Source organism: Mesorhizobium sp. L2C084A000, assembly GCF_000502875.1.
Taxonomy (GTDB): Bacteria; Pseudomonadota; Alphaproteobacteria; order Rhizobiales; family Rhizobiaceae; genus Mesorhizobium.
On the sequence record NZ_AYWX01000017.1, the window covers coordinates 42,282 to 68,325 of the forward strand.

A 26,044-nucleotide genomic window follows, 5' to 3' on the forward strand; every position below is an offset into this window, starting at 1 on the left:
CAGGGACCATCGATGGACAACGGCGCCACAATGCATCTTGCCGTTTCGCTGTTTCCGGGAACCACCGATCCATCACCGGGGCGGGAATTCAGCCGCCTGGCCGGTTTAGTGCAAAAGGCCGAAGCGGCGGGCCTGGACATGGTGCTGCTTGCCGATTCAGCGCCGGCTTCCGGCGGCGGTGCCGCGAACAGTCCGATGCCCTTCGAAGCGACCACTTTGCTGGCCGCATTGGCAACTGTCACAAGCAGGATCGGCCTGGTTGCCGCTGCCTCGACAATTGACCACCAACCCTACAATCTGGCGCGCCGTTTCGCTTCGCTCGACATCATCAGCCATGGCCGCAGTGGCTGGAACGCGACCATGGCGCAGGCGCCACGGGAAGCAGCCAATTTCAGCCGGCCCGAAGGATTTTCGCCTGACGATTTCCGCCGTCGCAGTGAGGAATATATCGGCATCGTGCAAGGTCTGTGGCAGGGCTGGGATGCGGACGCGCTGCTGTTCGACCAAACCGGAGGCCGCTTCCATGACCCCGGAAAGATGCACCTGCTCGACCACAAGGGCGAGTTCTTCTCCGTGCGCGGACCGCTGAACATCGCGCGGTCGCCGCAGGACACACCGGTGCTCGTCTTGTCGGGCCTGTCGGTATCAGACCTGGATATTGCCGCCCGCACCGCCGATGTCATCCTGCTGGACGACGGACCGATCGATGGCGCGAAAGCGCGTTATGAGGAGCTGAAGCGCCGCGTTGCCACCTGCGGACGCGAGCCTAATGCTGTGAGGCTTCTGACGAATATCTCGCTCGTCGCCGATGGTACCGCCAAGCCGACCATTGCCGACAGCATGGAAAAAGGTTTCCGGGCGAAAAGCTGCGACGGGTTCAACATCCAGATGCCGGCACAACTCTCCGCGCTCGAGGATCTCGTCGATCTGGTTTTGCCGGAGATGAGGCGGCGCGGCCTGTTTCGAGAGAGCTATCGCGGCGCAACGTTGCGCTCGCATCTCGGACTCACCGGCGGAGGTGATCAATGACCCGCCAGATGAAGCTCGGCGCCTTCCTTTGGGCGACAGGCCACCACATTGCCGCTTGGCGCCACCCACAAGCGCATGTGAGGGCCGGCATCGACATCGACCATTACATCCAGCTGGCCCGCGCGGCGGAAGCGGCTAAGTTCGACATGGTGTTCTGCGAGGACGCCGCCGGCCTGCGTGAGGCCAATGTCGGCATCGCCAGCCAGACCTCGCGTTCGATCGGTTTCGAACCGATCAGCCTGCTGTCGGCGCTTGCCGTCCAGACCAGCCGCATCGGTCTCGTCTCCACCGCTTCGACAAGCTACAACGAGCCCTATGGGCTGGCACGAACCTTCCTGTCGCTCGACCATCTGAGCGGCGGTCGCGCCGGCTGGAACCTGGTCACCTCGGCCAGCCCCATCGAGGCCGCCAATTTCGGCTCGACCGGCCTCAAGCCCCATGCCGATCGCTATGAGCGCGCGCGTGAATTCGCCGAAGTCGTCACCGGGCTCTGGAACGGCAAGCTCGGCGCCTCCGGCCACGACGGCCAGAGCTTTTCGGTTCGCGACCCGCTCGATCTGCCGCGTTCGCCGCAGGGCGCGCCGGTGATGGTCCAGGCCGGCGCCTCGGATGTCGGCCGCGACCTTGCCGCCCGCACCGCCGATGTGGTGTTCACGGCGGCGCAGACCTTCGAGGAAGGGAAGGCCTTCTACGACGATCTCAAGGGGCGTATGGCCGCTTATGGGCGTGAGCCGGACGACATCAAGATCATGCCGGGCGTCGCGCCAGTGGTGGCGGAAACCGAGGCTGAGGCCCGCGAGAAATACGAGGAATTGCAGGACCTGATACCCGACGACGTCGGCGTTGCGCTTCTGTCCAGCTATCTCAGCATCTCCGATCTGTGGCGCTACCCGATCGACGGGCCGCTGCCGGATCTGCCGGAGAGCGAGGGGATGAAAAGCCGGCAGGCGCTGGTCATCGAGCAATCGCGCCGCGACGGCCTCTCCATCCGCCAGCTTGCCCGGCATTTCGCCGGCGCGCGTGGCCATTGGCGCATCGTCGGCACTGCGGCCCAAGTCGCCGACGAACTGCAGGCTCGGTTCGAGGGTGGCGCGGCCGACGGTTTTAACGTCATGCCGTCATATTTCCCCGGCGAACTTGATGCCTTTGCGACGCTGGTCGTGCCGGAACTGCAGCGGCGCGGCCTGTTCCGCAGGGACTATGAAGGCCGCACCTTGCGCGAGCATCTGGGCTTGAAGCGGCCGGCATGAGATGCGTTGAGGCGCAAGCTTAGCCGACCATCACCTTGTCGTGCGGGACCTGATGGTCGGCATTTGATGCTGTGGCGTGCATGACCAGCGCCGTCATGATTTCGGCGGCCGCGAGCGCTGCAATGACTTGCGGGCGCTTGTCCTTGACGGCAGCGCCGCCGATCGGCGAGACGAGGCGGGCAAATTCCGCCTCGCTGCCGTCCGCCGATTTCAGGAACCAGTTCTTGAACGTCGCTTTCTTGGTCTTGGACCCGATCATGCCGACATAGGCGGCATCGCCGCGTTTCAGCGCCTCGGCGACGATCAGGAAATCCAGCGCATGATCGTGGGTCAGGATGGCGAAGGCGGCGCCAGCGGGAGCGTTTCGCACCATCGCTTCCGGCATAGCTGTCAGCCTGGTCTCGACGGATTCCGGCATGCCTTCCAGTGCTTCGGCCCGCGTCTCAATGACGATGCCGTGCACGGGAAGAAGTGCGATCGTCGACGCCAGCGCCTGGCCGACATGGCCGCCGCCGAAGATGTAGACACGCGGCAGGTGCGCCTCCTCGGCTTCCGCAGCCGCAACCAGATCGGCGGCAAGGGCTGCATCGACGAGCCGGATCAGCACTTCGACGCGCCCGCCGCAGCATTGGCCGATTTCCGGGCCTAGCGGCACATCGAGGGTCGCGCGGCTTTCCCTGCCCCTTGAGGGGAGGGTGGCGGCGAAGCCGCCGGGTAAGATCGGATCGGCGCGGGTTCTCTCCCCCCTTGAGGGGGAGAAAAGCATCTGCCGGGCTTTGTCGATCGCCATGTATTCGAGTTGACCGCCGCCGATGGTGCCAAAGATCGCCGCCTGCGAGACGAGCATGAAGGCGCCCTTCTCGCGTGGCGTCGAGCCTTTTGTTCCGGTCACTTCGACCAGGGCAACCTGGCCGGCGCTGGTGAGAAAGGCTTTCAGGCTTTGCACTTTCGAGTTCATGGTTCACATTCCCGAATGGGAAATATAGGTTTTTCGGCCCAGATTGCACATTCTGCCAGATTCAGGCGCCGGCCTTCGTCTCTTTCTTCAGCCTCTCGATCGCCATCAGCACCCGCTCCGGCGTTGCAGGAGCATCGAGGCGCGGACAGATCTTGTGGTCGGCGACGCTGGCCACTGCATCCGACAGGGCGTGCAGCACCGACATGCCGAGCGGGAACGGCGGCTCGCCGACTGCCTTGGAGCGGTGGATGGTCGGCTCGCTCGCTTCCGGCCAGTCGGCCAAGGTGATGTTGAATATCTTCGGCCGGTCGGAGGCGAGCGGGATCTTGTAGGTCGATGGCGCGTGCGTGCGCAGCCGGCCCTTGGCGTCCCACCACAGTTCTTCCGTCGTCAGCCAGCCCATGCCTTGGATGAAGCCGCCCTCGATCTGGCCGATGTCGATGGCGCTATTCAGAGATCGGCCGCAGTCATGCAGAATATCGGTGCGCTCGACCATGTATTCGCCGGTCAGCGTGTCGACCGAGACCTCCGAGCACGACGCGCCATAGGCGAAATAATAGAAGGGGCGGCCCTCGCCCTTGTCGCGGTTCCAGTGGATTTTCGGCGTCTTGTAGAAACCCGCCGCCGACAGCTGGATGCGAGCCATATAGGCCTGCTTGATGAGGTCGGCGAAGGCGATTTCCTGGTTGCCGATGCGCACCCGGTTGGGCAGGAACAGCACCTGATCGCGCGGCACCTGATATTTTTCAGCGGCGAAATCGATCAGCCGGTCCTTGATCTGGCGAGCGCCATTTTGCGCCGCCATGCCGTTGAGATCGGAGCCGGACGACGCTGCCGTGGCCGAAGTGTTCGGCACCTTGCCGGTCGTGGTCGCGGTGATCTTGACCTGGTCGAGGTCGATCTGGAACTCTTCCGCCACCACTTGCGCAACCTTGACGTAGAGGCCCTGCCCCATCTCGGTGCCGCCATGGTTCAGATGCACCGAACCGTCGGTATAGACATGCACCAGCGCGCCGGCCTGGTTATAATGCGTGGCGGTGAACGAGATGCCGAACTTGACCGGCGTCAGCGCCAGGCCGCGCTTGATGAAACGGCTGTTGGCGTTGAAGGCCGATATCTCACGCCGGCGCCGCGCATAGCTGGCGCTTTGCTCGAGCTCGGCGACGATGCGCTGGATGATGTTATCCTCGACCGTCTGGTGGTAGGGCGTGATGTTGCGGTCTGACGTACCATAAAAATTCTTCTTGCGGATTTCGAGTGGATCCTTGCCGACGGCGAAGGCCACCTCGTCGATGACGCGCTCGGCGCCGACCATGCCTTGCGGGCCGCCGAAACCACGAAAGGCGGTGTTCGACACGGTGTTGGTGTAGAGCGGCGCCGATTGCGCATGCACCGCCGGCCAGAAATAGGTGTTGTCGCAGTGGAACAGTGCGCGATCGGTCACCGGGCCGGAAAGGTCCGACGAAAAACCGCAGCGCGCCGCGAACATGAAATCGACGCCGAGGATGTTGCCCTCGTCATCGAAGCCGACTTCGTAGTCGACGAGGAAATCGTGACGCTTGCCGGTGGCGATCATGTCGTCGTCGCGGTCGGGCCGGATCTTCACGGCGCGATGGTGTTTCTTCGCGGCGATCGCCGCCAATGCGGCAAACTGGTTGCCTTGCGTCTCCTTGCCGCCGAAGCCGCCGCCCATCCGGCGGATCTCCACCGTGATGGCATTGCTCGGCACGCCGAGTGCATGGCTCACCATGTGCTGGACTTCGCTCGGATGCTGGGTCGAGGAATAGATGGTGACGTCCTGATCCTCGCCCGGAATGGCCATGGCGATATGGCCTTCGAGATAGAAGTGTTCCTGGCCGCCGATGCGCATTTTTCCCTTTAGCCGGCGCGGCGCCTGACGGATCGCTGTAGCGGCATCGCCGCGCTTCAGCGTCAGTGGCGGCGTGACGACCTTGTCCTTCTTCGGATCGAGCGCGCCAATGTCGGTGACGAAGGGCAATTCCTTGTATTCGACCTTGGCCAATCTGGTGGCGCGACGCGCCTGCTCGCGCGTCTGCGCAATGACGCAAAAGATTGGCTGGCCATAGAATTGCACCTTGCCGTCGGCCAGCACCGGCTCGTCGTGGCGGCCTGTCGGCGAAATGTCGTTCTCGCCCGGCACATCCTTGGCCGTCAGCACGTCGACAACACCGGGCGCTGTACGCACCGCCGAGAGATCCATGCTGGTAATCGTGGCATGCGTGGCGGCAGAAAGCCCGAGGCAGCCATGCAGCGTGCCGGCCGGTTCCGGCATGTCGTCGATATAGACGGCCGTGCCGCTGACATGCTTGTGGGCGGAGTCATGGCGTTGATCGGTGGCAACGCCGCCGGCGATCTTTTCAGCCTTCAGATTGGGGGGAGCGTGCTTGTTCATCATGCCGCCTCGTGCCTCGAAACCTGGATCGGCTCCCTGGTACCGCTGGTCTCGGCGAAGAAGCGCAGCAAGAGATTGCGCGCCGCGAGCGCACGATACTCGGCCGAGGCCCGCATGTCGGTGAGCGGGGTGAAATCCCTGGCATATTCGACCATCGCCGCGTCAACCGTGGTCTCCGTCCATGGCTTGCCGAGCAGCGCTTTTTCGACAGAAGACGCCCGCTTCGGCGTCGCCGCCATGCCGCCATAGGCAATGCGCACCTCCGCGACCGTGCCATCGCTGGCCAGCGTCAGGAAGAAGGCGCCGAGGGCCGCGGTGATGTCCTCATCGCGGCGCTTGGTGATTTTGTGGACGGCGAATTTCGTGCCCTTGACCGGAACCGGAACGTGCACGGCCTCGACGAATTCGCCCGGCTGCCGGTCCTGTTTGCCATAGGCAATGAAGAAGGTTTCCAGTGGAATCGAGCGCCGCTTCTTGCCCTTGCGCAGGGTGAGACTTGCGCCAAGAGCGATCAAGGGCGGCGGCGTGTCGCCGATCGGCGAGCCGTTGGCGATATTGCCGCCGATGGTCCCCATGTTGCGCACCTGTTCGCCGCCGATGCGATCGAACAACGGCCCCAGCGCCGGGATACGCTTCGCCAATATCGCGAAGGCATCAGTGTAGGTGACGCCCGCGCCGATCGAAATGATGCCGTTGTCTTCCGAGATGGTGCAAAGTCCGTCGAGATTGCCGATGAAAATGGCCGGCGAAATATCGCGCATGTGCTTGGTCACCCAGAGGCCGACATCGGTCGAGCCGGCAACGATGGTGGCGCCGGGTTCCTTGTCCAGCACGGCGGCGAAATCATCGACATCGGCCGGCACGACCAGCCGCGTCTTGGCCGAACCGATCTCAATCCGGGCGCCGTCATGCATGGCCTCGAGCCTCGCGGTGATCGCCTTGCGCTCCGTGGCCAGCGGATCCTTTACCGCCTTGCCGTAGCTGGAGATGGCATGCGCAGCGCGCATGATCGCCTCGTAGCCGGTGCAGCGGCAGAGATTGCCTTGCAAGGCCTTTTCGATATCCGCGTTCGAGGGATTCGACGACTTCATCCACAGGCCATAGAGCGACATGACGAAGCCCGGTGTGCAGAAGCCGCATTGCGAGCCGTGGAAATCGACCATCGCCTGCTGCACCGGATGCAGTTGGCCTGATACGCCGCGCAGATGCTCGACGGTCACGACATGGGTGGCGTCCAACGAGCCGAGGAAACGGATGCAGGCATTGACGCTTTCATAGACCAGCCCGCCGGCCGAGAGCTTGCCGACCAACACGGTGCAGGCGCCGCAATCGCCCTCGGCGCAGCCTTCCTTGGTGCCGCGCAGCGACCGGTCGAGCCGCAGCCAGTCGAGCAGGGTCGCGTCGGGTGCCACCGACGAAAGCGCGACGTCCCTGCCGTTGAGGATGAAGCGGATTTCATTGCGGATGCTAATTTTGGCCATGCCTCAGCTCCCCCTGTAGGTCGAATAGCCATAGGGCGAGACGAGCAGCGGCACATGGTAGTGCAGCGGTTCGGCCATGCCGAAGCGGATCGGTATCACATCGAGAAAGGCGGGGTTCGGCAGGCTCGACCCCTGCTGGCGCAAATAGTCGCCTGCGGCGAAGACCAGTTCGTATTCTCCGGGGCGGAACTCCGCGCCGGCGAGCAGCGGCTTGTCACAACGGCCGTCGGCATTGGTGACAACGGTCTTCAAATGTGTCCGCGCCTTGCCCTCGAGGTGATAAAGCGCGATCGACAATCCCGCCGCCGGCTTGCCTGTCGCCGTGTCGAGGACGTGGGTCGTCAGACGCCCGCCATCGGCATTCGACGTTTCTGCCATTGGCCGCCTCCCATTTCCGGTACGAGCGAATTGGCCCGGTACGATCAAGTATCAACAGTGAATTGTGCGCCAATTAAAGGCGATGCATAAGTCCCGGTCGAGCGGAGTGCGACAAAAACACTTTCAAAAATTTTCGGGGGAATGCGAGAAGCACCCTTTCGATATTCTGATCATACTTCGGGCCATGCCCGGCGGGAGGGACGATGCGTTACAGCAGAGACATGCGCGGCTACGGAGTCAATCCGCCGGACCCGAAATGGCCTGGCGGCGCGCATGTCGCCGTGCAGTTCGTCGTCAACTACGAGGAAGGCGGCGAGAACTGCGTGCTGCATGGCGACAAGGCGTCCGAAGCCTTCCTGTCGGAAATCGTCGGCGCGGCACCCTGGGTGGGCCAGCGCCACTGGAACATGGAATCCATCTACGAATACGGTGCCCGCGCCGGTTTCTGGCGGTTGCTGCGGCTGTTCAGCGAGGCCGAGGTGCCGATCACCTGCTATGGCGTCGCCACCGCGCTCGCCCGTTCGCCGGATCAAGTCACGGCCATGCAGGAAGCCGGCTGGGAGATCGCCTCGCACGGGTTGAGATGGATCGACTACCGCGACCACAGCGCCGAGGATGAGCGCCGCGACCTCGAGGCGGCGATCAAGCTGCACTACGAAGTGACCGGCGCGCGCCCGACCGGCTGGTATACGGGTCGCACATCGATCAACACAGTGCGGATTGTGGCGGAAGAAGGCGGTTTCGACTATGTGTCGGACACCTATGACGACGAGCTGCCCTACTGGTTCGAGCATGATGGCGGCGCGCAGCTCATCATTCCCTATACGCTCGACGCCAACGACATGCGGTTCGCAACGCCGCAGGGCTTCAACTCCGGCGACCAGTTCTTTGCCTATTTGAAGGACAGCTTCGACACGCTCTATGCCGAGGGCAAGGCAGGCCGGCCACGCATGATGAACATCGGCCTGCACTGCCGCCTCGTCGGGCGGCCGGGCCGGGTGGCGGCGCTGAAGCGCTTCGTCGACTATGTGAAGTCGCACGACAGGGTCTGGCTGGCGCGGCGCATCGACATCGCCCGCCACTGGCAAGAGGTCAATCCTTATCAACCGGCGGCACTCCGCCCCTCGAAGATGGAATTCGAGACCTTCGTCCACACTTTCGGCGGCGTGTTCGAGCATTCGCCCTGGATCGCCGAACGCGCCTACGAACTGGAACTGGGCCCGGCGCATGACACTTCAGGCGGCCTGCACAATGCGCTTTGCCGTGTCTTCCGGTCCGCCAGCGAAACCGAGCGGCTTTCCGTGCTCAACGCTCATCCCGACCTTGCCGGCAAACTTGCCAAGGCCAAACGGCTGACGGCGGAATCGACCAGGGAACAGGCTTCGGCCGGCCTCGACGCGCTGACCGACAAGGAGCGCGAACTGTTTTCCAAGCTCAACGCCGCCTACGTCACCACTTTCGGTTTCCCCTTCATCATCGCGGTGAAGGGCAAGACGAGGCAAGAGATTCTGGCGGAATTCGAGGCGCGCATCGGCAACAGCCGCGGCGTCGAATTCGAAACCGCCTGCAAACAGGTCGAGCGCATCGCGCTGCTCCGCCTCAAGGACATGCTTCCGCAATAGGTTTGAACCCATGGATACGATCAGGATGCCCGAGCGAACCTATTACGCACCACATGGCGGCCACCCCGGCCAGAGCGAGCTTCTGACCGGCCGCGCCGTCTTCACCGAGGCCTATGCCGTCATTCCCCGGGGTGTGATGCAGGACATCGTGACCAGTGCGTTGCCGTTCTGGGACAAGACCCGCGCCTGGATCTTGTCGCGACCGCTATCCGGTTTTGCCGAGACGTTCTCGCAATACATTGTCGAGGTCGCGCCGAGCGGCGGCAGCGAGCGGCCGGAACCCGATGCCGGCGCCGAGGGCGCCCTGTTCGTGGTCGAGGGCGAGTTGACGGTTCTGCTTGCCGGCAAGAAGTATGTCTTGCGGCCCGGCGGCTTTGCCTTCCTGCCGCCGGCCAGCGGCTGGACGGTTCGCAACGAAAGCAAGGCCGACGTGCGCTTCCACTGGATTCGCAAGGCTTACGATGTGGTCGACGGTCTTGATGTGCCGGAAGCCTTCTTCACCAACGAGCAGGAGATCGCGCCAACGCCTATGCCCGGCACCGAAGGCCGCTGGGCGACGACGCGGTTCGTCGATCCGGCCGATTTGCGCCACGACATGCACATGACCATCGTCACGCTGGAACCCGGCGCGGTCATTCCCTTCGCCGAGACCCATGTCATGGAGCATGGGCTCTACGTGCTGGAAGGCAAAGCGGTCTATCGCCTCAACCAGGACTGGGTCGAGGTCGAGGCCGGCGACTATATGTGGCTGCGCGCCTTCTGCCCGCAGGCCTGCTATGCGGGCGGCCCGGGCAAATTCCGCTATCTGCTCTACAAGGACGTCAACCGGCACGCCAAACTCGGCGGCGCCAGTGTCCCCGGGCGGACGCGGTGACGCGGATCATTGCGCGGCCACTGACCCGCGAGAGCTTTGCTCCGTTCGGCGACGTCATCGATATGGGCGGCGACAACCACTACCCGATCAATGGCGGCAGGGCCGAGCGCTACCACGATCTGGCGACCGCCGAGGCGACCGGACCAAACGCCCGCGTGCTGATCTCGATGGTGCGCGGCACGCCCTACGAATTGCCGCTGAAGCTGAGCATGGTCGAGCGCCACCCCTTCGGCAGCCAGGCCTTCATCCCGCTGTCGCCGCGCCCATTCCTGGTCGTCGTCTGCCATGATGGCGAGCAAGGGCCTGATGAGCCGCGTGCCTTCATCACCGCACCCGGACAAGGCATCAACTATTCCCGTAATCTCTGGCACGGCGTGTTGACGCCGCTTGGCGAGGCGCAGGATTTCCTGATTGTCGACCGTGGCGGCGACGGCTCCAACCTCGAAGAATTCCATTTCTCGCATGCTTACGAGATCCATCTCCCTTAATTTTTTGTGCATGTCGTTACCCCAAAACCGGGGCACTTTTGGGCGACATGCAGCAGGAGAGCCTGAAATGACCGACATTTCTTTGATCGACCGCCTGCTCGACGTGATCGAACACGACATCGTGCCGAAGACGGCCGACGGTGTTGTCCATGGCAACAAGCTGTTCGGCGCGGCGATCCTGCGCAAGGACGACCGTTCGCTGGTGCTGGCCGAGACCAACAACGAGAGGGAAAACCCGCTCTGGCACGGCGAGGTGCACTGCCTGAAACGTTTCTACGAAATGCCGAAGGCGGGGCGCGTCGATCCGAAAGACGCGATCTTCATCGCCACGCATGAGCCCTGCTCGCTCTGCCTGTCGGCGATCACCTGGACTGGCTTCGACAATTTCTACTATCTGTTCAGCCACGAGGATTCGCGCGACAGTTTTGCCATCCCGCACGATCTGAAGATCCTGAAAGAGGTCTTCACCCTCGACCCCGGCGGCTACAATGCCGAGAATGCCTACTGGAAGAGCTTTTCTATCCGCATGCTGGTGCGAGCGTTGCCCGAGGTAGAGCGGCAACGGCTGGAAATACGCATCGGCGCGATTTCGGCGCGCTACGATGATCTGTCCGGCGTCTATCAGGCGAACAAGGACGATAACGACATCCCGCTGAATTAGGGCTCTCGGCCTACCGGGGGGCACCCTTGAATTGCCACCTTTATGGTGGCATATTGCGTCATGGAGAAACGAAGGCCCACCTACGATCTTGATGCCATCAAGACGACGTTCGGGTCTGTCGATACGCTGGCGATCACGACGTCCGCTCTGCGGGATGCCACAGGCCTTGGCTTCGACCGTGCCGGCGTCGTCGAGGTAATCGGCGGCATGACGAGGAAAATGTTCGTGAAATCCATGACGACCTTTGCGGATCACCGGGTCTGGCAGGATGCCTATCACGTGCCGGTGGGCGACCTGATCCTCTACGTGAAATTCCAAGCGGATGTCGTGACCGAGTTCACGGTCATGTCGTTCAAGGAGAAATGACCATGGCGACAAGAGAAGAAAATCGGACCATGATTTCCCCCGAAACCGGGGAAACGCTCACGCGTGACGTGCGTCCATTCACAGTGGCGTACAAGGGCGAGAGCATAATTGTCGACCTTCCGGGTTACTATCCAGCATCCGGTGACGAGGGTGTGCATATCGGAGGCGACATGGCTGCCGTCGATGCCGCACTACGCGCCCTCAAGGAGAGGATCGATGGCGTGCCGGCCCCGGCAACCATCCGCCGCATGCGCACAAAGCTCAATCTGTCGCAGCGCGAGGCAGGATCCCTGTTCAAGGTCGGCGAGAATGCTTTCGACAAGTATGAAAGGGGCCTGATCGAGCCGAGTGGCCCGACCATTCAATTGATGACGCTGCTGGAAAAACATCCCGAACTGCTGGATGAATTGCGGTAGCGGCACAGGTCGCATTTTTCGCTGCTCCAGTCGCGAATGGTGATTGAAAGTCGTCGCGCCGCGGGGCGTTATGCGGGCCATGAAAACAGTCACCGAATTTCCCCGCAAGGTCGTCGAGTTCCCGGATATGGGCATCGTCATGCCGGATGGCTGCCGGCTGTCGGCGCGGGTCTGGATGCCGGAGGATGCCGGCGACGATCCAGTGCCGGCGATCCTGGAGCATCTGCCCTACCGCAAGCGCGACGGCACCATCTTTCGCGATCAGCTGACGCATCCCTATTTCGCCGGCCACGGCTACGCCTCGATCCGGGTCGATATGCGCGGCAATGGCGATTCCGAAGGGCTGATGGACGACGAATATTCCGAGCAGGAATTGCAGGACGCCTGCGACATCATCGCCTGGGCGGCAAGCCAGCCCTGGTGCAACGGCAATGTCGGCATGATGGGCATTTCCTGGGGCGGCTTCAACTGCCTGCAGGTGGCGGCCAAGCAGCCGCCGGCGCTCAAAGCGGTGATCAGCTTGTGCTCGACCGTCGACCGCTACGCCGACGACATTCACTACAAGGGCGGCTGCCTGCTGATCGAGAACTTCGGCTGGGCCTCGACCATGCTGTCCTACTCATCGCGGCCGCCGGACCCGCTGCTGGCCGGCGACAACAGATGGCGCGATCTGTGGCTGACCCGGCTGGAGAACCAATCCTTCCTGGCGCCGCTGTGGCTGAAGCACCAGCACCGTGATGCCTACTGGAAGCGCGGCTCGATCTGTGAGGATTTTTCCGCCGTCAAAGCCGCGGTTCTGTCGATCGGCGGCTGGCATGACGGCTACCGGAACACGGTCTCGCATCTGGCCAGCAACATCGAAGCCCCGGTCAAGGGCATTATCGGGCCATGGATCCATAAATACCCGCATTACGCAGGACCAAAACCCGCCATCGGCTTCCTGCAGGAGGCCTTGCGCTGGTGGGACCGCTGGCTCAAGAGTGTCGAAACCGGTGTCGAGTCCGACCCGGCCTACCGCGCCTATGTCATGGACAGCGTGCGTCCGGCGCGCTGGCACCCCGAGCGTCCCGGCCGCTGGATTGCCGAGCAGCAATGGCCCTCGCCAACCATCAAGACGCAGGCGGTCGATCTGATCCCCGCAACGGAAAAACCCGCCATCGTTGCCTCGCCGCAAAGCTGCGGCTTGGCTGGCGGCGAGTATTTTCCCTTCACCTTCGGCCCCGAACTGCCAGGCGATCAGCGCCCCGACGATGCGCTGTCGGTGTGTTTCGACCAGCCGGAACTCAGTCAGGCCATCGACATCGTCGGCGCCCCGGAAGTCGAATTGCGGCTGTCCTCCGACCGTCCGCAGGCCAACATTGCGATCCGACTCTGTGACGTGCATCCCGATGGCGCCTCGGAACTGATTTCCTATGGCGTGCTCAATCTGACGCATCGCAATTCGCATGAATTTCCCGAGGCGCTGGTGCCGGGCGAAACCGTGTTCGTGCGCGTCGTGCTCGATCAATGCGGCTATCGCGTTCCGCCCGGCCACCACCTGCGTGTTGCCGTTTCGAACGCCTATTGGCCTGCCATCTGGCCGTCGCCGGAGCCGGTCCGGCTGACCTTGTCGGCGGCGACGCTCCGCTTGCCGCTGCGGCCGCTGGCGACAGACGACGAAGCGGCGTTCGCCGAACCGGAAGGTGCCACTCCCTGGGCAACGGAGACGATCCGCGCCAGCAATTCCGAGCGCCATATCGATCGTGACGAAAAGACGGGAATCGTGGCGCTTTTCATCATTGATGATTTCGGTGAGGTCCGCGATCTCGATCACGGTCTTGCCAATGGCAGCATTGCCCGCGAGACCTGGACGATCAATCCCGACGATCCGCTGTCGGCCTCGGGCAAGACGCACTGGACACAGACCCTGTCGCGAAACGGATGGTCGGTACGCACCGAAACGACAGCCGAAATGCGATCGGACGCGCAAAACTTCATCGTCAGCGCCAGAATCGAGGCCTATGAGGACGAAACGCTCGTCTTCGAGCGCAATTTCGAGGAGAAGGTGCCGCGCGCGCTTCTTTGAGCGCCGATTTCATTGGTCCAATTGCGACGTACGATTTACGCCACGGCATGTCGCATTCGGTCTTGCTTACCGCTTTCCCTTGCGGTCATTATTCTCCTCACAAGAAACAAGAAAAACGACCGCAGAGTCGAACCAACAGAGTGAGGAACTCAAAATGTCGAACGAACTGGAATTTCTTAGCCGGCGTGTCGCGTCGGGCAAACTGAGCCGTCGTGATTTTCTCGGCCGGGCGGCGGCGCTCGGTATCTCCGCACCCTTCGCTAATTCGCTGCTTTCAAGCGCTGCACGCGCGGCAGGTCCGGTCAAGGGCGGCACACTGAAGGCCGGACTTGTCGGCGGCGAGTCCACCAACAGCCTTGATCCGGCACTGTTCATGACTCAGGTGCCGTTCGCCTTCGGCAAGATGTGGGGCGAATTGATTGTCGAGCTTTCGCCGGAAGGCAAGCTCGAGAACCGCATCGCCGAGGAGATCGGCTCGTCGGACGACGCCAAGGTGTGGACGCTGAAGATCCGCGACGGCGTCGAATTCCACAACGGCAAGACGGTGACCGCCGAGGACGTGGCCGCCACACTTGAGCGCCATTCCGACGAGAAGTCGAAATCCGGCGCGCTCGGCTACATGAAGGGCATCGAGACCATCAAGGCCAGCGGCAAGGAAGTCGTGCTGACCCTGAAGGAAGCCAATGCCGATCTGCCCTATTTGCTCAGCGACTATCACCTGATCGTCCAACCGAATGGCGGCAAGGACAAGGCCGACGCAGGCATCTCGGCCGGTCCTTACAAGGTCACGACCAATGAGCCCGGCGTGCGCCATGGCGGCGAGCGTTTCGCCAATTATTGGCAGGGCGACAAGATGGGCCATGCCGACCAGATCGAGATCATCGTCATCAACGATGCGACGGCGCGCACCGCCGCCCTGCAAGGCGGCCAGGTCAACATGATCAACCGCGTCGAGCCGAAGATCGTCGACCTGATCAAGCGCCTGCCTGGCGTGACCATCCGCAACCATGCGGGTCCTGGCCACTATGTCTTCATCGCGCATTGCAACACCGCCCCCTTCGACAACAACGATCTGCGCATGGCCCTGAAGCTGGCCATCGACCGCGAAGAAATGCTCGACAAGATCCTGCGTGGCTACGGTTCGATCGGCAACGATTTCCCGATCAACGCTTCCTACCCGCTGTTCACTGATATCGAGCAGCGCAAGTACGATCCCGACAAGGCCAAGTTCCACTTCAAGAAGTCGGGCCATGACGGCGCCGTGCTGCTGCGGACTTCGGACGTCGCTTTCCCGGGCGCCGTCGACGCTTCCCAGCTCTTCCAGCAGAGCGCTGCCAAGGCCGGCATCAAGATCGAGCTCAAGCGTGAGCCCGGTGACGGCTATTGGAACGAGGTCTGGAACAAGCAGCCCTTCTGCGCTTCCTACTGGGGTGGCCGCTCGACCCAGGACCAGATGTACTCCACCGCTTATCTGTCGACCGCCGACTGGAACGACACGCGTTTCAAGCGCCCGGACTTCGACAAAATGGTGCTGGCCGCGCGCGCCGAGCTAGACGAGACCAAGCGCAAGCAGATGTACCATGACATGGCTGTCCTGGTCCGCGACGAAGGTGGCCTGATCTTGCCGATGTTCAACCAGTTCATCGACGCTACCGGCGCCAAGGTCGACGGCTGGGTCGACGATCCACATCAGGAGCTGATGAACGGTTACGCGCTGGCGAAGTGCTGGCTCGAAGCCTGAGCTTGGCCTTGCGGATATGTCCTCACCCATCTTGAAACTGGTGGCCCAGCGCGTTGCGCTGGGCATTCTCCTCTTGTTGGCCGTTTCGGTCCTGATCTTCGCCGGCACCCAGATCTTGCCCGGCGACGTCGCGCAAGCCATTCTCGGACAATCGGCGACACCGGAGTCGCTCGCCAATCTGCGCGAGCAACTCGGGCTCAACCAGCCAGCCTATCTCAGGTATTTTCATTGGCTGGGCGGCGTGCTGACCGGCGATCTCGGCACGGCCATGTCGAGCGGGCAGGATATCGCCACGTCGATCAAGGGACGGCTGTGGAACACGCTGTTCCTCGCCTTCTGGGCAGCGATCGTCGCCGTGCCGCTGGCGATCATCCTCGGCCTGATCGCGGTACGCTATCGCAATGGCTGGGTCGACAAGCTGATCTCCGGGCTGGCGCTGGCCTCGACCTCCTTTCCCGAGTTCTTCATCGGCTACGTGCTGGTCTATTTCTTCGCCGTGAAATGGCAAATCTTCCCCGGCATCTCGACCGTCTATGACGGCATGCCTTTTGGCGAGCGCATGCAGGCGATCGCCCTGCCGGCGGCAGCGCTGACGCTGGTCGTGCTCGCCCACATGATGCGCATGACACGCGCGGCGATCCTCAATGTCATGCAGTCGGCCTATGTCGAGACGGCGGAACTGAAAGGCCTGTCGGCCTTCAACGTCATCCGCAAGCACGCCTTCCCCAATGCCATCGCGCCGATCATCAACGTCGTCATGCTCAACCTCGCCTATCTGATCGTCGGCGTCGTCGTGGTCGAGGTGATCTTCGTCTATCCGGGCATGGGGCAGTATCTCGTCGACCATGTCACCAAACGCGACGTTCCGGTGGTGCAGGCGGTCGGCCTGATCTTCGCCGCCGTCTATATCAGCCTGAACATCATTGCGGACATAGCGGCGATCGTCGCCAATCCGCGTCTCAGACATCCGAAATAGGGGGGCGGATATGCTCGATATCAAACGCATCCCCATCCCCGCTCTGATCGGCATCGTGCTGACGGCATTGTTCGTCCTGGCGGCGGTCTTCGCCCCCTGGATCGCGCCGCACGGCAATGGCGAAATCGTCGGCGATGTCTGGGAACCGATGTCGGCTGCTCATTTGCTAGGCACCGACAATCTCGGCCGCGACCTGCTTTCGCGCATGATCTACGGCGCCCGCATCACTTTGTTCATCGCGGTGCTGGCCACCGCGCTGTCATTCTCGCTCGGCGCCATCCTCGGCTTCTCGGCGGCCGTCTTCGGCGGCTGGTTCGATACGCTGCTGTCGCGCCTCGTCGATCTCTTGATGTCTATCCCGACGCTGATCATGGGTCTCGTCGTGCTGTCCGTGCTACCGACCAACCTGGTGACGCTGATCCTGGTGATGGGCATTCTGGATTCGACCCGCGTCTATCGCCTGTCGCGCGCGGTCGCCGTCGACATCAACGTCATGGACTATGTCGAGGCGGCGAAACTGCGTGGTGAGGGCAGCGGCTGGATCATCTTCCGTGAGATCCTGCCCAACGCACTGTCACCGCTGGTTTCGGAACTCGGCCTGCGCTTCATCTATGCCGTGCTGTTCCTGTCGACGCTGTCGTTCCTCGGCCTTGGCGTGCAGCCACCGGACGCCGACTGGGGCGGCATGGTCAAGGAAAACAAGGACGGCATCGTCTTCGGCATCGCGGCCGCGCTTATCCCGGCGGCGGCGATCGCACTGTTGGCGATTTCCGTCAACCTGGTTGCCGACTGGGTGCTCAACCGGACGACCAGCCTCAAGGGAGGACGCGGGTGATGGCCGACACCAAAGCGAAATCAGGCCTGCTGCTCGACATCCGCAATCTGCGTATCGAAGCCACCGTCTTCCCGCCCGGCGAGCCGCCAAAGAACATCGTGTTGGTGCACGATGTCTCGCTGACGCTTGAAAAAGGCAAGGTGCTCGGCCTGATCGGCGAGTCCGGCGCCGGCAAGTCGACCATCGGCCTGTCGTCGATGGGCTATGGCCGCGGTGGCGTGCGCATCACCGGCGGCGAGGTGATCCTGAACGGCCGCGACATCCTCAAGGGCGGCAAGGACGGCTTCCGCAAATTACGCGGCCGCGAGGTCTGCTATGTCGCGCAATCGGCGGCAGCCGCCTTCAACCCGGCGCACCGGCTGATGGACCAGGTGGTGGAAGCCACGCTGCTGCACGGTACGGCGACACGTGCCGAGGCCGAGAAGCGCGCGGTTGCGCTGTTCAAGAAGCTCAGCCTGCCGAACCCCGAAACCATCGGCGAGCGCTTTCCGCACCAGGTGTCGGGCGGCCAGTTGCAGCGCGTGATGACAGCGATGGCGCTGTGCTCGGAGCCGGACCTGATCGTCTTCGACGAGCCGACCACGGCGCTCGACGTGACGACGCAGATCGACGTGCTGGCGGCGATCAAGGACGCCATCCGCGACACCCATGTCGCGGCGCTCTACATCACGCACGACCTTGCCGTCGTCGCCCAGGTCTCAGACGAGATCATGGTGCTGCGCCATGGAAGGCTGGTCGAATGGGGCGGCACAAGGCAGATCATCAAGGAGCCGCGCCAGGAATACACCAATGCGTTGGTCTCGGTGCATGAGATCGAACACCAGGAGCAGAAACCCGGCACGACGCCGTTCCTGTCGGTGAAGAACGTCACCGCCGCCTATGGCCGCAGCGACATCAAGGTGCTGAAGAACGTCTCGGTCGACATCTATCCGGGCCAGACACTGGCCGTGGTCGGCGAGTCCGGCTCCGGCAAATCGACGCTGGCACGCGCCATCACCGGGCTTTTGCCACCCGAAGCGGGTACGGTGACCTTCGACGGACGTCCGCTGGCCAACCGGCTGGCCGACCGGCCGAAGGAGGATCTGCGCCAGTTGCAGATGATCTACCAGATGGCCGATGTGGCGATGAACCCGCGCCAGACCGTCGCCACCATCATCGGCCGGCCGCTCGAATTCTATTTCGGCATGCGCGGCCGCGAGCGCGACAGGCGCGTTACCGAACTGCTCGACAAGATCGAGATGGGCAAGGGCTTTTCCGATCGCTACCCGGCCGAGCTTTCCGGCGGCCAGAAGCAACGCGTCTGCATCGCCCGGTCACTTGCCGCCAAGCCCAAGTTGATTATCTGCGACGAGGTCACCTCGGCACTCGATCCGCTGGTGGCACACGGCATTCTCGAGCTGCTGCTCGAGCTGCAGAAGGAAGAGAACGTCGCCTATCTGTTCATCACGCATGACCTCGCGACGGTGAAGTCTATCGCCGATTCGATCGCGGTGATGTATCGCGGCGAAGTGGTGCGCTATGGCCCCAAGAGCAAGGTGCTGAGCCCGCCCTTCGACGCCTATACCGACCTCCTGCTCTCCTCGGTTCCAGAGATGGAAATCGGCTGGCTGGAAAAGGCAATCAAGGGACGGCGCATGGCCAGCGCGGGGAACTAAAGCAATTCCGGGAAAACTGGAGACCAGTACTCCCGGAAGAAATGCAGGGCGCTTCCCTGGAAATCGCGTCAGATCAAGCCGCCACATCGGGGCGCCGGCGACCGTCATCCGGATGCAACACTAGAACGCCACACGTCCTTCGGGACAAGCGCCGCTCGCACGACTTTTAAACAGGGGTAGGACATGAAGACTGAACTCGATTATCTCGCTGAACTCGCCGGTCAAGGCCGGATATCGCGTCGCGCCTTTCTCGGGCGCGCCGCCGCGCTCGGCGTATCGGCGGCCCTGATGCCGGCGCTGGCCGGCAAGGCATTTGCCCAGACGGCGGTGAAGGGCGGTATCATCAAGGCCGGCCTGCAGGGCGGTGAATCCACCAACAGTCTCGATCCGGCGTTGAACCTCAGCCAGGTTACCTTCAGCTTCGGCAAGCTTTGGGGCGAGTATCTCGTGCGCCTCACACCGGACAACAAGCTGGTCAACCTGATTGCCGAGGAGATTGGCGCCTCGGCCGACGCCAAGACATGGACAATCAAGATCCGCGACGGCATCGAGTTCCACAATGGCAAGACGGTCGGCGCGGAGGATGTTGCCGCCACCATCGAGCGACATGCGGATGAGAAGTCCAAGTCCGGAGCACTCGGCATCCTCAAGAACATCAAGGGGATCAAGGCGAGCGGCAAGGAGGTCATCGTCACGCTCGGCGACGCCGATGCCGACTTCCCCTATCTGATGGCCGACTATCATCTCACCATCCAGCCGAATGGCGGCAAGGACGATCCGAACGCCGGCATCAGCGCCGGTCCCTATAAAGTTAGCGTCAACCAGCCCGGCGTGCGCCATGGCGGCGAGCGTTTCGCCAATTACTGGCTGCGCGACAAGGCCGGCCATGCCGACCAGGTCGAGATCATCGTCATCAATGATGCGACGGCACGGCTTGCAGCCTTGCAGGGCGGCCAGGTGCACATGATCAACCGCGTCGAACCCAAGGTCGTCGATCTCGTCAAGCGCATCGCCGGCGTTTCCATCGAGAACGTCTCGGGCAAGGGTTACTACCCGTTCAATATGTTCTGCGACACCGCCCCCTTCGACAGCAACGATCTGCGCATGGCGCTGAAGCTAGCCATGGACCGCGACGAGATGCTGGAAAAGATCCTGCGCGGCTATGGCTCGGTGGGTAACGACTTCCCGATCAACGAGGCCTATCCGCTGTTTTCCGCCGACATCGAGCAGCGCAAGTTCGATCCGGACAAGGCGGCGGCAGCCTACAAGAAATCAGGCCACAGCGGCTCGATCGTGCTGCGCACCTCGGACGTCGCCTTCCCGGGCGCCGTCGATGCCGCACAGCTCTATCAGCAGTCCTGCGCCAAAGCCGGCATCAAGATCGAGATCAAGCGCGAACCCGGCGACGGCTATTGGTCGGAGGTCTGGAACAAGCAGCCTTTCTCGCCCTCCTACTGGGGCGGACGCGCCACGCAGGACCAGATGTATTCCACCGGCTATGTCTCGACCGCCGACTGGAACGACACGCGCTTCAAGCGGCCGGAATTCGACAAGATGCTGTTTACCGCGCGCGGCGAGCTCGACCAGGCCAAGCGCCAGGCGATCTACCACGATATGGCAGTGATGATGCGTGACGAAGGCGGGCTGATCGTGCCCTTCTTCAACCAGTTCATCGACGCGGCCGCCACCAACAAGATCGGCGGCTATGCCAAGAGCCCTATCGGCGAAATGATGGACGGCTACGCGCTTGCCGAGTGCTGGCTCAACGCTTGAGCGGACTCTGATCGTCCGATTTCATCTATCAAGAACGCCGTGTGCCCGGGACGGCACACGGCGTTCCCGTTTCAACCGCCAACCGCATGGAGCAGCTCATGGCGCTCAAATCCAAGCTTCTGCTGATCATCCTCGATGGCGTGCCCTACCGGAACTGGCGCCGGCTGATGGGCAATCTCGAAGGTTGGGTGCAATCGGGCGAGGCGCGCGTCTGGAAGATGCGCTCGGTGCTGCCGTCGACCTCGGCCTGCTGCTATGCGTCGATCCACACCGGGGTCTCACCGCAGGTGCACGGGATTCTCTCCAACGAGAACCGGTTCCGCGTCGAGCAGCCCGATATCTTCTCCGAGGTCAGCAAGGCAGGCGGCAAGACGGGGGCGGTGACCCATTCCTACTGGTCGGAGTTCTTCCGCGCCTATCCGTTCGACCTGGTCGAGGACATGGAATTCGACGAGCCAAGCGGGCCGATCACGCATGGCCGCTTCCACACCATGACCGGTTACAATCTTCGCAACCAGATGACGCCGAGCGATGTCGACCTGTTCGCGACACTGACGATGCTGACGAAACGCCATGGCATCGACTACGGCATCCTGCACACCTGCACGCTGGATTCGATGGGGCACCGCTTCGGCCACGACTGCCATGAGATGGACCACGCTGTCTATGCGATGGACGGCATGCTGGCGGCCTTCCTGCCGCGCTGGATCGAAGCCGGCTATGAGGTGATCGTCACCGCCGATCACGGCCAGACCGATCGTGGCCATCATGGCGGCCATGACGACGAGATGCAGGATTTCGCGCTGTACTATTTTGGACAAGATAAGGGTCCGCAGGCCGACACGCTGCTCGACCAGCTGCAGCTGGCGCCGACAGTGCTGAGCCGGCTGGGTGTGGCAATACCGGAGACGATGAAGGCGAAGCCGTTTTTGGGGTGACAAGCGCTCCGTTGGCGTCCCCCTCTCCCCGTCCTTTACGGGAAGAGGGTAAGGATGAGGGCAGCGCCAACATGGCATATGAACAGCGAACGCCGGCGCCGCCCCTCATCCGCCTGCCGGCACCTTCTCCCCGTATAGTGACGGGGGAGAAGGGATGCTCTGGCAACCGCCCCGCTCTTCGGTTAGCCTCCTAAAAATTCCTTGGCGGAGGATGAACCTTTTTGGACCGATCAGCGACAGAGCAGACAGGAGCCAGGCGGCTCGACCGGCCATGACGGCAGCGACGGAGACCGATCGCGCTCTCGTCGACCGGGTCGCGAAGGGCGACCGTGCCGCCGTGCGGCTCCTGTTCATGCGTCACCATGCGCGGGTCTACCGCTTCGTGACGCGCCAGACGGGATCGGAAATGATGGCCGACGATATCGCCAACGAAGTCTTCCTCGAGCTGTGGCGCCAGGCGCCGGGCTTCGAAGGGCGCTCCGAAGTCTCGACATGGCTGCTCGGCATCGCCCGTTTCAAGGCGCTGTCCTTTCTGCGCAAGAAGAAGGAAGACTGGATCGACGACGAGGCCGCCGCCGCGGTGCCCGACGGCGCCGACACGCCGGAAGTCGTCACCATGAAGGAAGACAAGGCCGCCGCCCTGCGGCGCTTCGTCGAAACCTTGCCCGAAGAGCATCGCGTCGTCATCGATCTTGCCTATTATCACGGACAGTCGGTGAGCGAGATCGGCGAGGTGCTCGACATTCCGGTCGCCACCGTCAAGACCCGGATGTTCTACGCCCGCAAGAAACTCGGAGAGGCCCTCAAGGCCGCCGGTTACGACAGGGGGTGGCCATGAGCGCCGCTGAAAAGATGTCGCGCCGCGACGAAATGGAAACGCTGCTGCCGTTCTACCTGAACGGCTCGCTGGAAGGTTCCGATCTGGAAGCGGTCGAGGAATGGCTGGCCAGCGATCCGGCCGCACTTGCCGCCCTTGGTGAGGCTGAAGCCGAATTCTCCGGCGCCACGGCCGCCAACGAAGCAATCCGGCCGCCGGCCGATGCGCTCAGCCGCTTTGCCAAGGCACTCGACGCCGAGGCCGGGCCTGCGCGCAAGCCGGCAGGATCGTCCTGGCTGGCGCAGGCCTGGGGCCGCTTCATGGCGGTGCCGGTCGGTGTCGCCTGGGCGGCAGCCGCGGTTCTGCTGGCCCTGGTCATGGTGCAGTCGTTTGTCGAACCAGGCGGCAAAGGCAATGATTTCGAGATTGCCGGCGCGGAAAACGATCCGGCGAAAATGCCGTTCGCCCTGGTCAAGTTCAAGCCGGATGCCAACATGTCGGACATATCCGCCTTCCTCGGCAGCAACGGGCTGAAGATCATCGGCGGACCGACCGCCGACGGCGTGTTCCGGCTTGGCATTCCGGCCCCGACCGCTGCCGACTACAACAAGCAAATCGGCCTTGTTGCCGCCCAGGCTTTCACGGAAACTGTGATCGAGGGAAGGAAACCCGTTGATGGCGGCTGAGGCAGTCATTCGATTTGCGGCAATCCTTGCGGCGGCGATGACAATCGTCGCCGTGCCCGCGTCGGCGCAGACCAACGACCCCAATCCAGACCAGACCAAAATCGACTGCCGCGACGGGACCAATGCGGCGGGAGCCGACTGCGCCAAGAACGGCAATGACACAAAGGGCGGATCGGACGCAGGCCAATCCGGCGCCGTCTTCCTGCCGGCGCTGATCGTCGACCTGTTTCCCAACCCGGAGGCGCCTCCGACCCCTGTGCCGACGCCACGGCCGGCACCCGCGACGCTGCCTGCCGATACTCAAGCCGGCCCCCCGCCTGGCGGCCCGATCGTCTCGCCGACCGATCTCATCGCCGTTCAGCCGCGGCGCGCCGTGGTCGGCGATTTCGTGCCCGACGAGGTGCTGGTGACCGTCGACGGCGATGCCGGTGCCGTGCAGCAGATCGCCGCCTCCTTCGGCCTGCAGGTGCGCTCGCAGCGCCAGTCGCGGCTGCTTGGCACCACGCTGGTGCGCTTCGGCATTCCCGACGGCCGGCCCGTCGGCGTCGTGCTGGCGCAACTGGCCGCCGACGGCCGCACACAGCGGCGCGAGCCCAATCATGTGTATTCGCTGCAGCAGGCCGCCGGCATCGTCAACTATGCGTTCGATCATATCGCGCTCGATTCCAAACAGGCCAGCGGCGAAAACGTTCGCATCGCGGTGATCGACACCGGCATCGACGACACCAACCCGGCGCTGTCGGGCGTCATTGCCGGGCAGTTCGACGCCATGCCCGACGTGCCGATCGAAAAGCGCGATCACGGCACGTCGATCGACGGGCTGATCGCCGGCGTCGGCGTGCTGGAAGGCATGGCGCCGGGCGCAAAAATCTATCACGCCCGCGCCTTCGAGGGCGGCAAGTCGACCATGGACGTCATCCTGTCGGCGCTCGACTGGGCGGCGGAACAGGACGTGCGCATCATCAATATGAGCTTCGTCGGGCCGAAGAACGATTTGCTCGGCGTCGCCTGCCGCAATGCCCGCGCACTCGGCATGGTGCTGGTCGCCGCAGCCGGCAACAACGGGCCGAAGGCGCCCTATGGCTATCCGGCGGCCTTCGATGGTGTCATCGCAGTCACCGCCACCGACGCCAAGGATGGGCTGATGCCGCAGGCCAATCGCGGCGCCTATGTCTTCATCTCGGCGCCCGGCGTCGAGATGGTGGCGCCGAGCGGCGGCGGTTCGGACGTGGTCACAGGCACCTCGTTTGCGGCGGCGATCGTGAGTGGCGCCATCGCCAATCTCATCCATGCCGCGCCTGATCGTTCGGCCGACGACATCGAGAAAGCGCTCGCGGCGACGGCCAGGGATCTCGGCCCAAAGGGACGCGACAATGATTTCGGCTACGGGCTGCTGGACATCAAGGCGGCAGGGGCTGCGAAGGAGTAAGGTCGGCGCTTGCAGCGCTTCGGGAGACAGTTCTAAACAGGCGCCCCCGCCACCGATCCCCTAACCACCAGGTCGACCGGCCAGACCTCTCCGCGGGCACCCTCCTCCAGGCCGGAAATCCGTGCCGCCAGCCGCTCGGCGACACGGGCGCCGGCCAGACGGATCGATGAACGCGTCGTTGACAGCGGCACCGAAAAATTCTCCGGCCTCAGCCAGGGGAAGACATCGTCATGGGCGATCAGCGACACGTCGCCCGGAATGCTCAGGCCCAGGTCGCGCACCGCACGCACGACGCCCAGCGCCATGATCAGGCTGGAGCAGGCGATCGCGGTCGGCGCGTCGTCCTCTTCCAGCAAGCGCCTGGTGGCGCGATAGCCGTTCTCCTCGGTCATATCGACCGAGCAGACATGGCGTTCGCTCAATGTCAGTCCGCTCGCGGCAAGCGCCCGGCGCACGCCGCGTTCTCGATGGATGGCGAAGGTCTCGCGGTCGTCACCATTGATCAGCGCCAGCCGCCGATGACCGAGCTGGATCAGCAGCCTGGCCGCTTCGTGGAAGGCGCCCTCATTGTCGATGTCGGTAAAAGCATAGTCGAAGTCGAAGCCCTCACTGCGGCCATGGACGATGAAGGGAATGCCGAGCGTGTTGACCAGCGCCACGCGCCGGTCAACGGGCCGCGGCGAGGAGATGTAGACGGCGTCGACCTGCCGGTTGGCGACGATGCGCCGGTAGGTGGTTTCCTGGTCGTCGGCGTCGGCCGGCGACAGCACAAGATCGAGCTCGTGCGAGCGGGCATAGTCGCCAAGACCGGACAGGAACTCGACGAAATGCGGATCGATGTCGACGGACGCACCGGTCGGCAGGACATAGCCGATCATGCCGGTCTTGCCGGTCGCCAGCCGGCGCGCGCTCGGGTTGGGACGGTAGCCATGGCGCTTGGCGGCATCCATGACACGCCTGCGCGTTTCCTCGTTGACCTCGGGATAGCCGTTCAGAGCGCGGCTTACCGTGGTTTGCGAAAGTGCCAGCATGTGGGCGAGCTGCTTGAGGTTCACGAAAGTCTCCATTCCCTCAAAGCGCTTTTAAATTGAATCGACCCAAGTGCCACCGAGGCCGAGCCATACAAGCCGAACCATAGACGCGGTTTGGGCGTGTTTGAAACAAAAATTGCTGCTGCATCGCCATAATAGTAT

Annotated in this window: 23 protein-coding genes; 18 read left to right on the forward strand and 5 right to left on the reverse strand. The window is 63.1% G+C overall.

From position 1 onward, the window contains the following. The first annotated feature begins 12 nt into the window (after window positions 1–12). On the forward strand, window positions 13–1,029 hold the full coding sequence (locus X735_RS139595; RefSeq protein WP_031213700.1) for an LLM class flavin-dependent oxidoreductase: 1,017 nt from the start codon (window positions 13–15) through the stop codon (window positions 1,027–1,029). Beyond that, the gene (locus X735_RS139590; RefSeq protein ID WP_023813626.1) at window positions 1,026–2,279 is read left to right on the forward strand and encodes an LLM class flavin-dependent oxidoreductase; all 1,254 of its coding nucleotides are present in this window, start codon (window positions 1,026–1,028) and stop codon (window positions 2,277–2,279) included. Before X735_RS139595 ends, X735_RS139590 begins: the two co-directional genes overlap by 4 nt. A 19-nt stretch (window positions 2,280–2,298) precedes the next feature. Here X735_RS139590 and xdhC read toward each other — a convergent pair whose 3' ends face one another. From xdhC to uraH, 4 genes are all read right to left on the reverse strand, one after another. Beyond that, window positions 2,299–3,237 carry a xanthine dehydrogenase accessory protein XdhC gene (xdhC, locus tag X735_RS139585; protein ID WP_023813627.1) on the reverse strand — a complete coding sequence of 313 codons (939 nt, stop codon included), beginning with the start codon at window positions 3,235–3,237 and terminating at the stop codon, window positions 2,299–2,301. Window positions 3,238–3,298: 61 nt separating this feature from the next. Then, window positions 3,299–5,650, reverse strand: a complete 2,352-nt coding sequence (gene xdhB, locus X735_RS139580) for a xanthine dehydrogenase molybdopterin binding subunit (protein ID WP_023813628.1) — start codon at window positions 5,648–5,650, stop codon at window positions 3,299–3,301. Next, window positions 5,650–7,131 (reverse strand): xanthine dehydrogenase small subunit, encoded by a 1,482-nt coding sequence (gene xdhA, locus X735_RS139575; RefSeq protein WP_023813629.1) that lies wholly within the window; start codon window positions 7,129–7,131, stop codon window positions 5,650–5,652. The genes xdhB and xdhA overlap by 1 nt, the downstream gene beginning before the upstream one ends. 3 nt (window positions 7,132–7,134) lie before the next feature. Continuing rightward, complete coding sequence (gene uraH, locus X735_RS139570) at window positions 7,135–7,509, reverse strand: hydroxyisourate hydrolase (protein ID WP_023813630.1); 375 nt, start codon at window positions 7,507–7,509, stop codon at window positions 7,135–7,137. 203 nt (window positions 7,510–7,712) lie between these two features. Here uraH and puuE point away from each other — a divergent pair, with 203 nt between their 5' ends. The 16 genes from puuE (at window position 7,713) to X735_RS139490 (ending at window position 24,851) form a co-directional block, all read left to right on the forward strand. Next, on the forward strand, window positions 7,713–9,131 hold the full coding sequence (puuE, locus tag X735_RS139565; protein ID WP_023813631.1) for an allantoinase PuuE: 1,419 nt from the start codon (window positions 7,713–7,715) through the stop codon (window positions 9,129–9,131). A 10-nt stretch (window positions 9,132–9,141) separates the two neighbouring features. Further along, the gene (locus X735_RS139560; protein ID WP_023813632.1) at window positions 9,142–10,005 is read left to right on the forward strand and encodes a bifunctional allantoicase/(S)-ureidoglycine aminohydrolase; all 864 of its coding nucleotides are present in this window, start codon (window positions 9,142–9,144) and stop codon (window positions 10,003–10,005) included. After that, complete coding sequence (locus X735_RS139555) at window positions 10,002–10,493, forward strand: ureidoglycolate lyase (protein ID WP_023813633.1); 492 nt, start codon at window positions 10,002–10,004, stop codon at window positions 10,491–10,493. The genes X735_RS139560 and X735_RS139555 overlap by 4 nt, the downstream gene beginning before the upstream one ends. 67 nt (window positions 10,494–10,560) lie before the next feature. Beyond that, a complete protein-coding gene (locus tag X735_RS139550) occupies window positions 10,561–11,154 on the forward strand; it encodes a nucleoside deaminase (protein ID WP_023813634.1) in 594 nt (197 codons plus the stop codon). A gap of 60 nt (window positions 11,155–11,214) precedes the next feature. After that, window positions 11,215–11,520 (forward strand): type II toxin-antitoxin system MqsR family toxin, encoded by a 306-nt coding sequence (locus X735_RS139545; RefSeq protein WP_023813635.1) that lies wholly within the window; start codon window positions 11,215–11,217, stop codon window positions 11,518–11,520. Next, complete coding sequence (locus X735_RS139540) at window positions 11,517–11,936, forward strand: type II toxin-antitoxin system MqsA family antitoxin (protein WP_050592750.1); 420 nt, start codon at window positions 11,517–11,519, stop codon at window positions 11,934–11,936. The genes X735_RS139545 and X735_RS139540 overlap by 4 nt, the downstream gene beginning before the upstream one ends. Window positions 11,937–12,015: 79 nt before the next feature. Then, window positions 12,016–14,001: a CocE/NonD family hydrolase gene (locus X735_RS139535; RefSeq protein ID WP_023813637.1), complete on the forward strand. Its 1,986-nt coding sequence runs from the start codon at window positions 12,016–12,018 to the stop codon at window positions 13,999–14,001. A gap of 154 nt (window positions 14,002–14,155) precedes the next feature. Next, window positions 14,156–15,742 (forward strand): ABC transporter substrate-binding protein, encoded by a 1,587-nt coding sequence (locus tag X735_RS139530; RefSeq protein ID WP_023813638.1) that lies wholly within the window; start codon window positions 14,156–14,158, stop codon window positions 15,740–15,742. Window positions 15,743–15,758: 16 nt separating this feature from the next. Next, window positions 15,759–16,718, forward strand: coding sequence for an ABC transporter permease (locus tag X735_RS139525; RefSeq protein ID WP_023813639.1), 960 nt, complete (start codon window positions 15,759–15,761; stop codon window positions 16,716–16,718). Window positions 16,719–16,728: 10 nt separating this feature from the next. Beyond that, window positions 16,729–17,553 (forward strand): ABC transporter permease, encoded by an 825-nt coding sequence (locus X735_RS139520; protein WP_023813640.1) that lies wholly within the window; start codon window positions 16,729–16,731, stop codon window positions 17,551–17,553. Next, window positions 17,553–19,208: an ABC transporter ATP-binding protein gene (locus X735_RS139515; protein ID WP_023813641.1), complete on the forward strand. Its 1,656-nt coding sequence runs from the start codon at window positions 17,553–17,555 to the stop codon at window positions 19,206–19,208. Before X735_RS139520 ends, X735_RS139515 begins: the two co-directional genes overlap by 1 nt. Before the next feature lie 183 nt (window positions 19,209–19,391). Then, window positions 19,392–20,981, forward strand: coding sequence for an ABC transporter substrate-binding protein (locus X735_RS139510; protein WP_023813642.1), 1,590 nt, complete (start codon window positions 19,392–19,394; stop codon window positions 20,979–20,981). 98 nt (window positions 20,982–21,079) lie between these two features. Continuing rightward, complete coding sequence (locus X735_RS139505) at window positions 21,080–21,919, forward strand: alkaline phosphatase family protein (protein WP_023813643.1); 840 nt, start codon at window positions 21,080–21,082, stop codon at window positions 21,917–21,919. A gap of 271 nt (window positions 21,920–22,190) precedes the next feature. Further along, window positions 22,191–22,757, forward strand: coding sequence for a sigma-70 family RNA polymerase sigma factor (locus X735_RS139500; RefSeq protein ID WP_023813644.1), 567 nt, complete (start codon window positions 22,191–22,193; stop codon window positions 22,755–22,757). Beyond that, on the forward strand, window positions 22,754–23,422 hold the full coding sequence (locus X735_RS139495) for a hypothetical protein (protein WP_023813645.1): 669 nt from the start codon (window positions 22,754–22,756) through the stop codon (window positions 23,420–23,422). Before X735_RS139500 ends, X735_RS139495 begins: the two co-directional genes overlap by 4 nt. Beyond that, a complete protein-coding gene (locus X735_RS139490) occupies window positions 23,412–24,851 on the forward strand; it encodes a S8 family serine peptidase (RefSeq protein ID WP_023813646.1) in 1,440 nt (479 codons plus the stop codon). The genes X735_RS139495 and X735_RS139490 overlap by 11 nt, the downstream gene beginning before the upstream one ends. 32 nt (window positions 24,852–24,883) lie before the next feature. Here the strand turns inward: X735_RS139490 and X735_RS139485 are convergent, their stop codons facing one another. Further along, window positions 24,884–25,906: a substrate-binding domain-containing protein gene (locus X735_RS139485; RefSeq protein WP_023813647.1), complete on the reverse strand. Its 1,023-nt coding sequence runs from the start codon at window positions 25,904–25,906 to the stop codon at window positions 24,884–24,886. Window positions 25,907–26,044: the final 138 nt, after the last annotated feature.

Coding starts and splice junctions, on each gene's coding strand:
- X735_RS139595 (WP_031213700.1), top strand. CDS start 13: ATGGACAACGGCGCCACAATGCATCTTGCCGTTTCGCTGTTTCCGGGA.
- X735_RS139590 (WP_023813626.1), top strand. CDS start 1,026: ATGACCCGCCAGATGAAGCTCGGCGCCTTCCTTTGGGCGACAGGCCAC.
- xdhC (WP_023813627.1), bottom strand. CDS start 3,237: ATGAACTCGAAAGTGCAAAGCCTGAAAGCCTTTCTCACCAGCGCCGGC.
- xdhB (WP_023813628.1), bottom strand. CDS start 5,650: ATGAACAAGCACGCTCCCCCCAATCTGAAGGCTGAAAAGATCGCCGGC.
- xdhA (WP_023813629.1), bottom strand. CDS start 7,131: ATGGCCAAAATTAGCATCCGCAATGAAATCCGCTTCATCCTCAACGGC.
- uraH (WP_023813630.1), bottom strand. CDS start 7,509: ATGGCAGAAACGTCGAATGCCGATGGCGGGCGTCTGACGACCCACGTC.
- puuE (WP_023813631.1), top strand. CDS start 7,713: ATGCGTTACAGCAGAGACATGCGCGGCTACGGAGTCAATCCGCCGGAC.
- X735_RS139560 (WP_023813632.1), top strand. CDS start 9,142: ATGGATACGATCAGGATGCCCGAGCGAACCTATTACGCACCACATGGC.
- X735_RS139550 (WP_023813634.1), top strand. CDS start 10,561: ATGACCGACATTTCTTTGATCGACCGCCTGCTCGACGTGATCGAACAC.
- X735_RS139545 (WP_023813635.1), top strand. CDS start 11,215: ATGGAGAAACGAAGGCCCACCTACGATCTTGATGCCATCAAGACGACG.
- X735_RS139540 (WP_050592750.1), top strand. CDS start 11,517: ATGACCATGGCGACAAGAGAAGAAAATCGGACCATGATTTCCCCCGAA.
- X735_RS139535 (WP_023813637.1), top strand. CDS start 12,016: ATGAAAACAGTCACCGAATTTCCCCGCAAGGTCGTCGAGTTCCCGGAT.
- X735_RS139530 (WP_023813638.1), top strand. CDS start 14,156: ATGTCGAACGAACTGGAATTTCTTAGCCGGCGTGTCGCGTCGGGCAAA.
- X735_RS139525 (WP_023813639.1), top strand. CDS start 15,759: ATGTCCTCACCCATCTTGAAACTGGTGGCCCAGCGCGTTGCGCTGGGC.
- X735_RS139520 (WP_023813640.1), top strand. CDS start 16,729: ATGCTCGATATCAAACGCATCCCCATCCCCGCTCTGATCGGCATCGTG.
- X735_RS139515 (WP_023813641.1), top strand. CDS start 17,553: ATGGCCGACACCAAAGCGAAATCAGGCCTGCTGCTCGACATCCGCAAT.
- X735_RS139510 (WP_023813642.1), top strand. CDS start 19,392: ATGAAGACTGAACTCGATTATCTCGCTGAACTCGCCGGTCAAGGCCGG.
- X735_RS139505 (WP_023813643.1), top strand. CDS start 21,080: ATGGCGCTCAAATCCAAGCTTCTGCTGATCATCCTCGATGGCGTGCCC.
- X735_RS139500 (WP_023813644.1), top strand. CDS start 22,191: ATGACGGCAGCGACGGAGACCGATCGCGCTCTCGTCGACCGGGTCGCG.
- X735_RS139495 (WP_023813645.1), top strand. CDS start 22,754: ATGAGCGCCGCTGAAAAGATGTCGCGCCGCGACGAAATGGAAACGCTG.
- X735_RS139490 (WP_023813646.1), top strand. CDS start 23,412: ATGGCGGCTGAGGCAGTCATTCGATTTGCGGCAATCCTTGCGGCGGCG.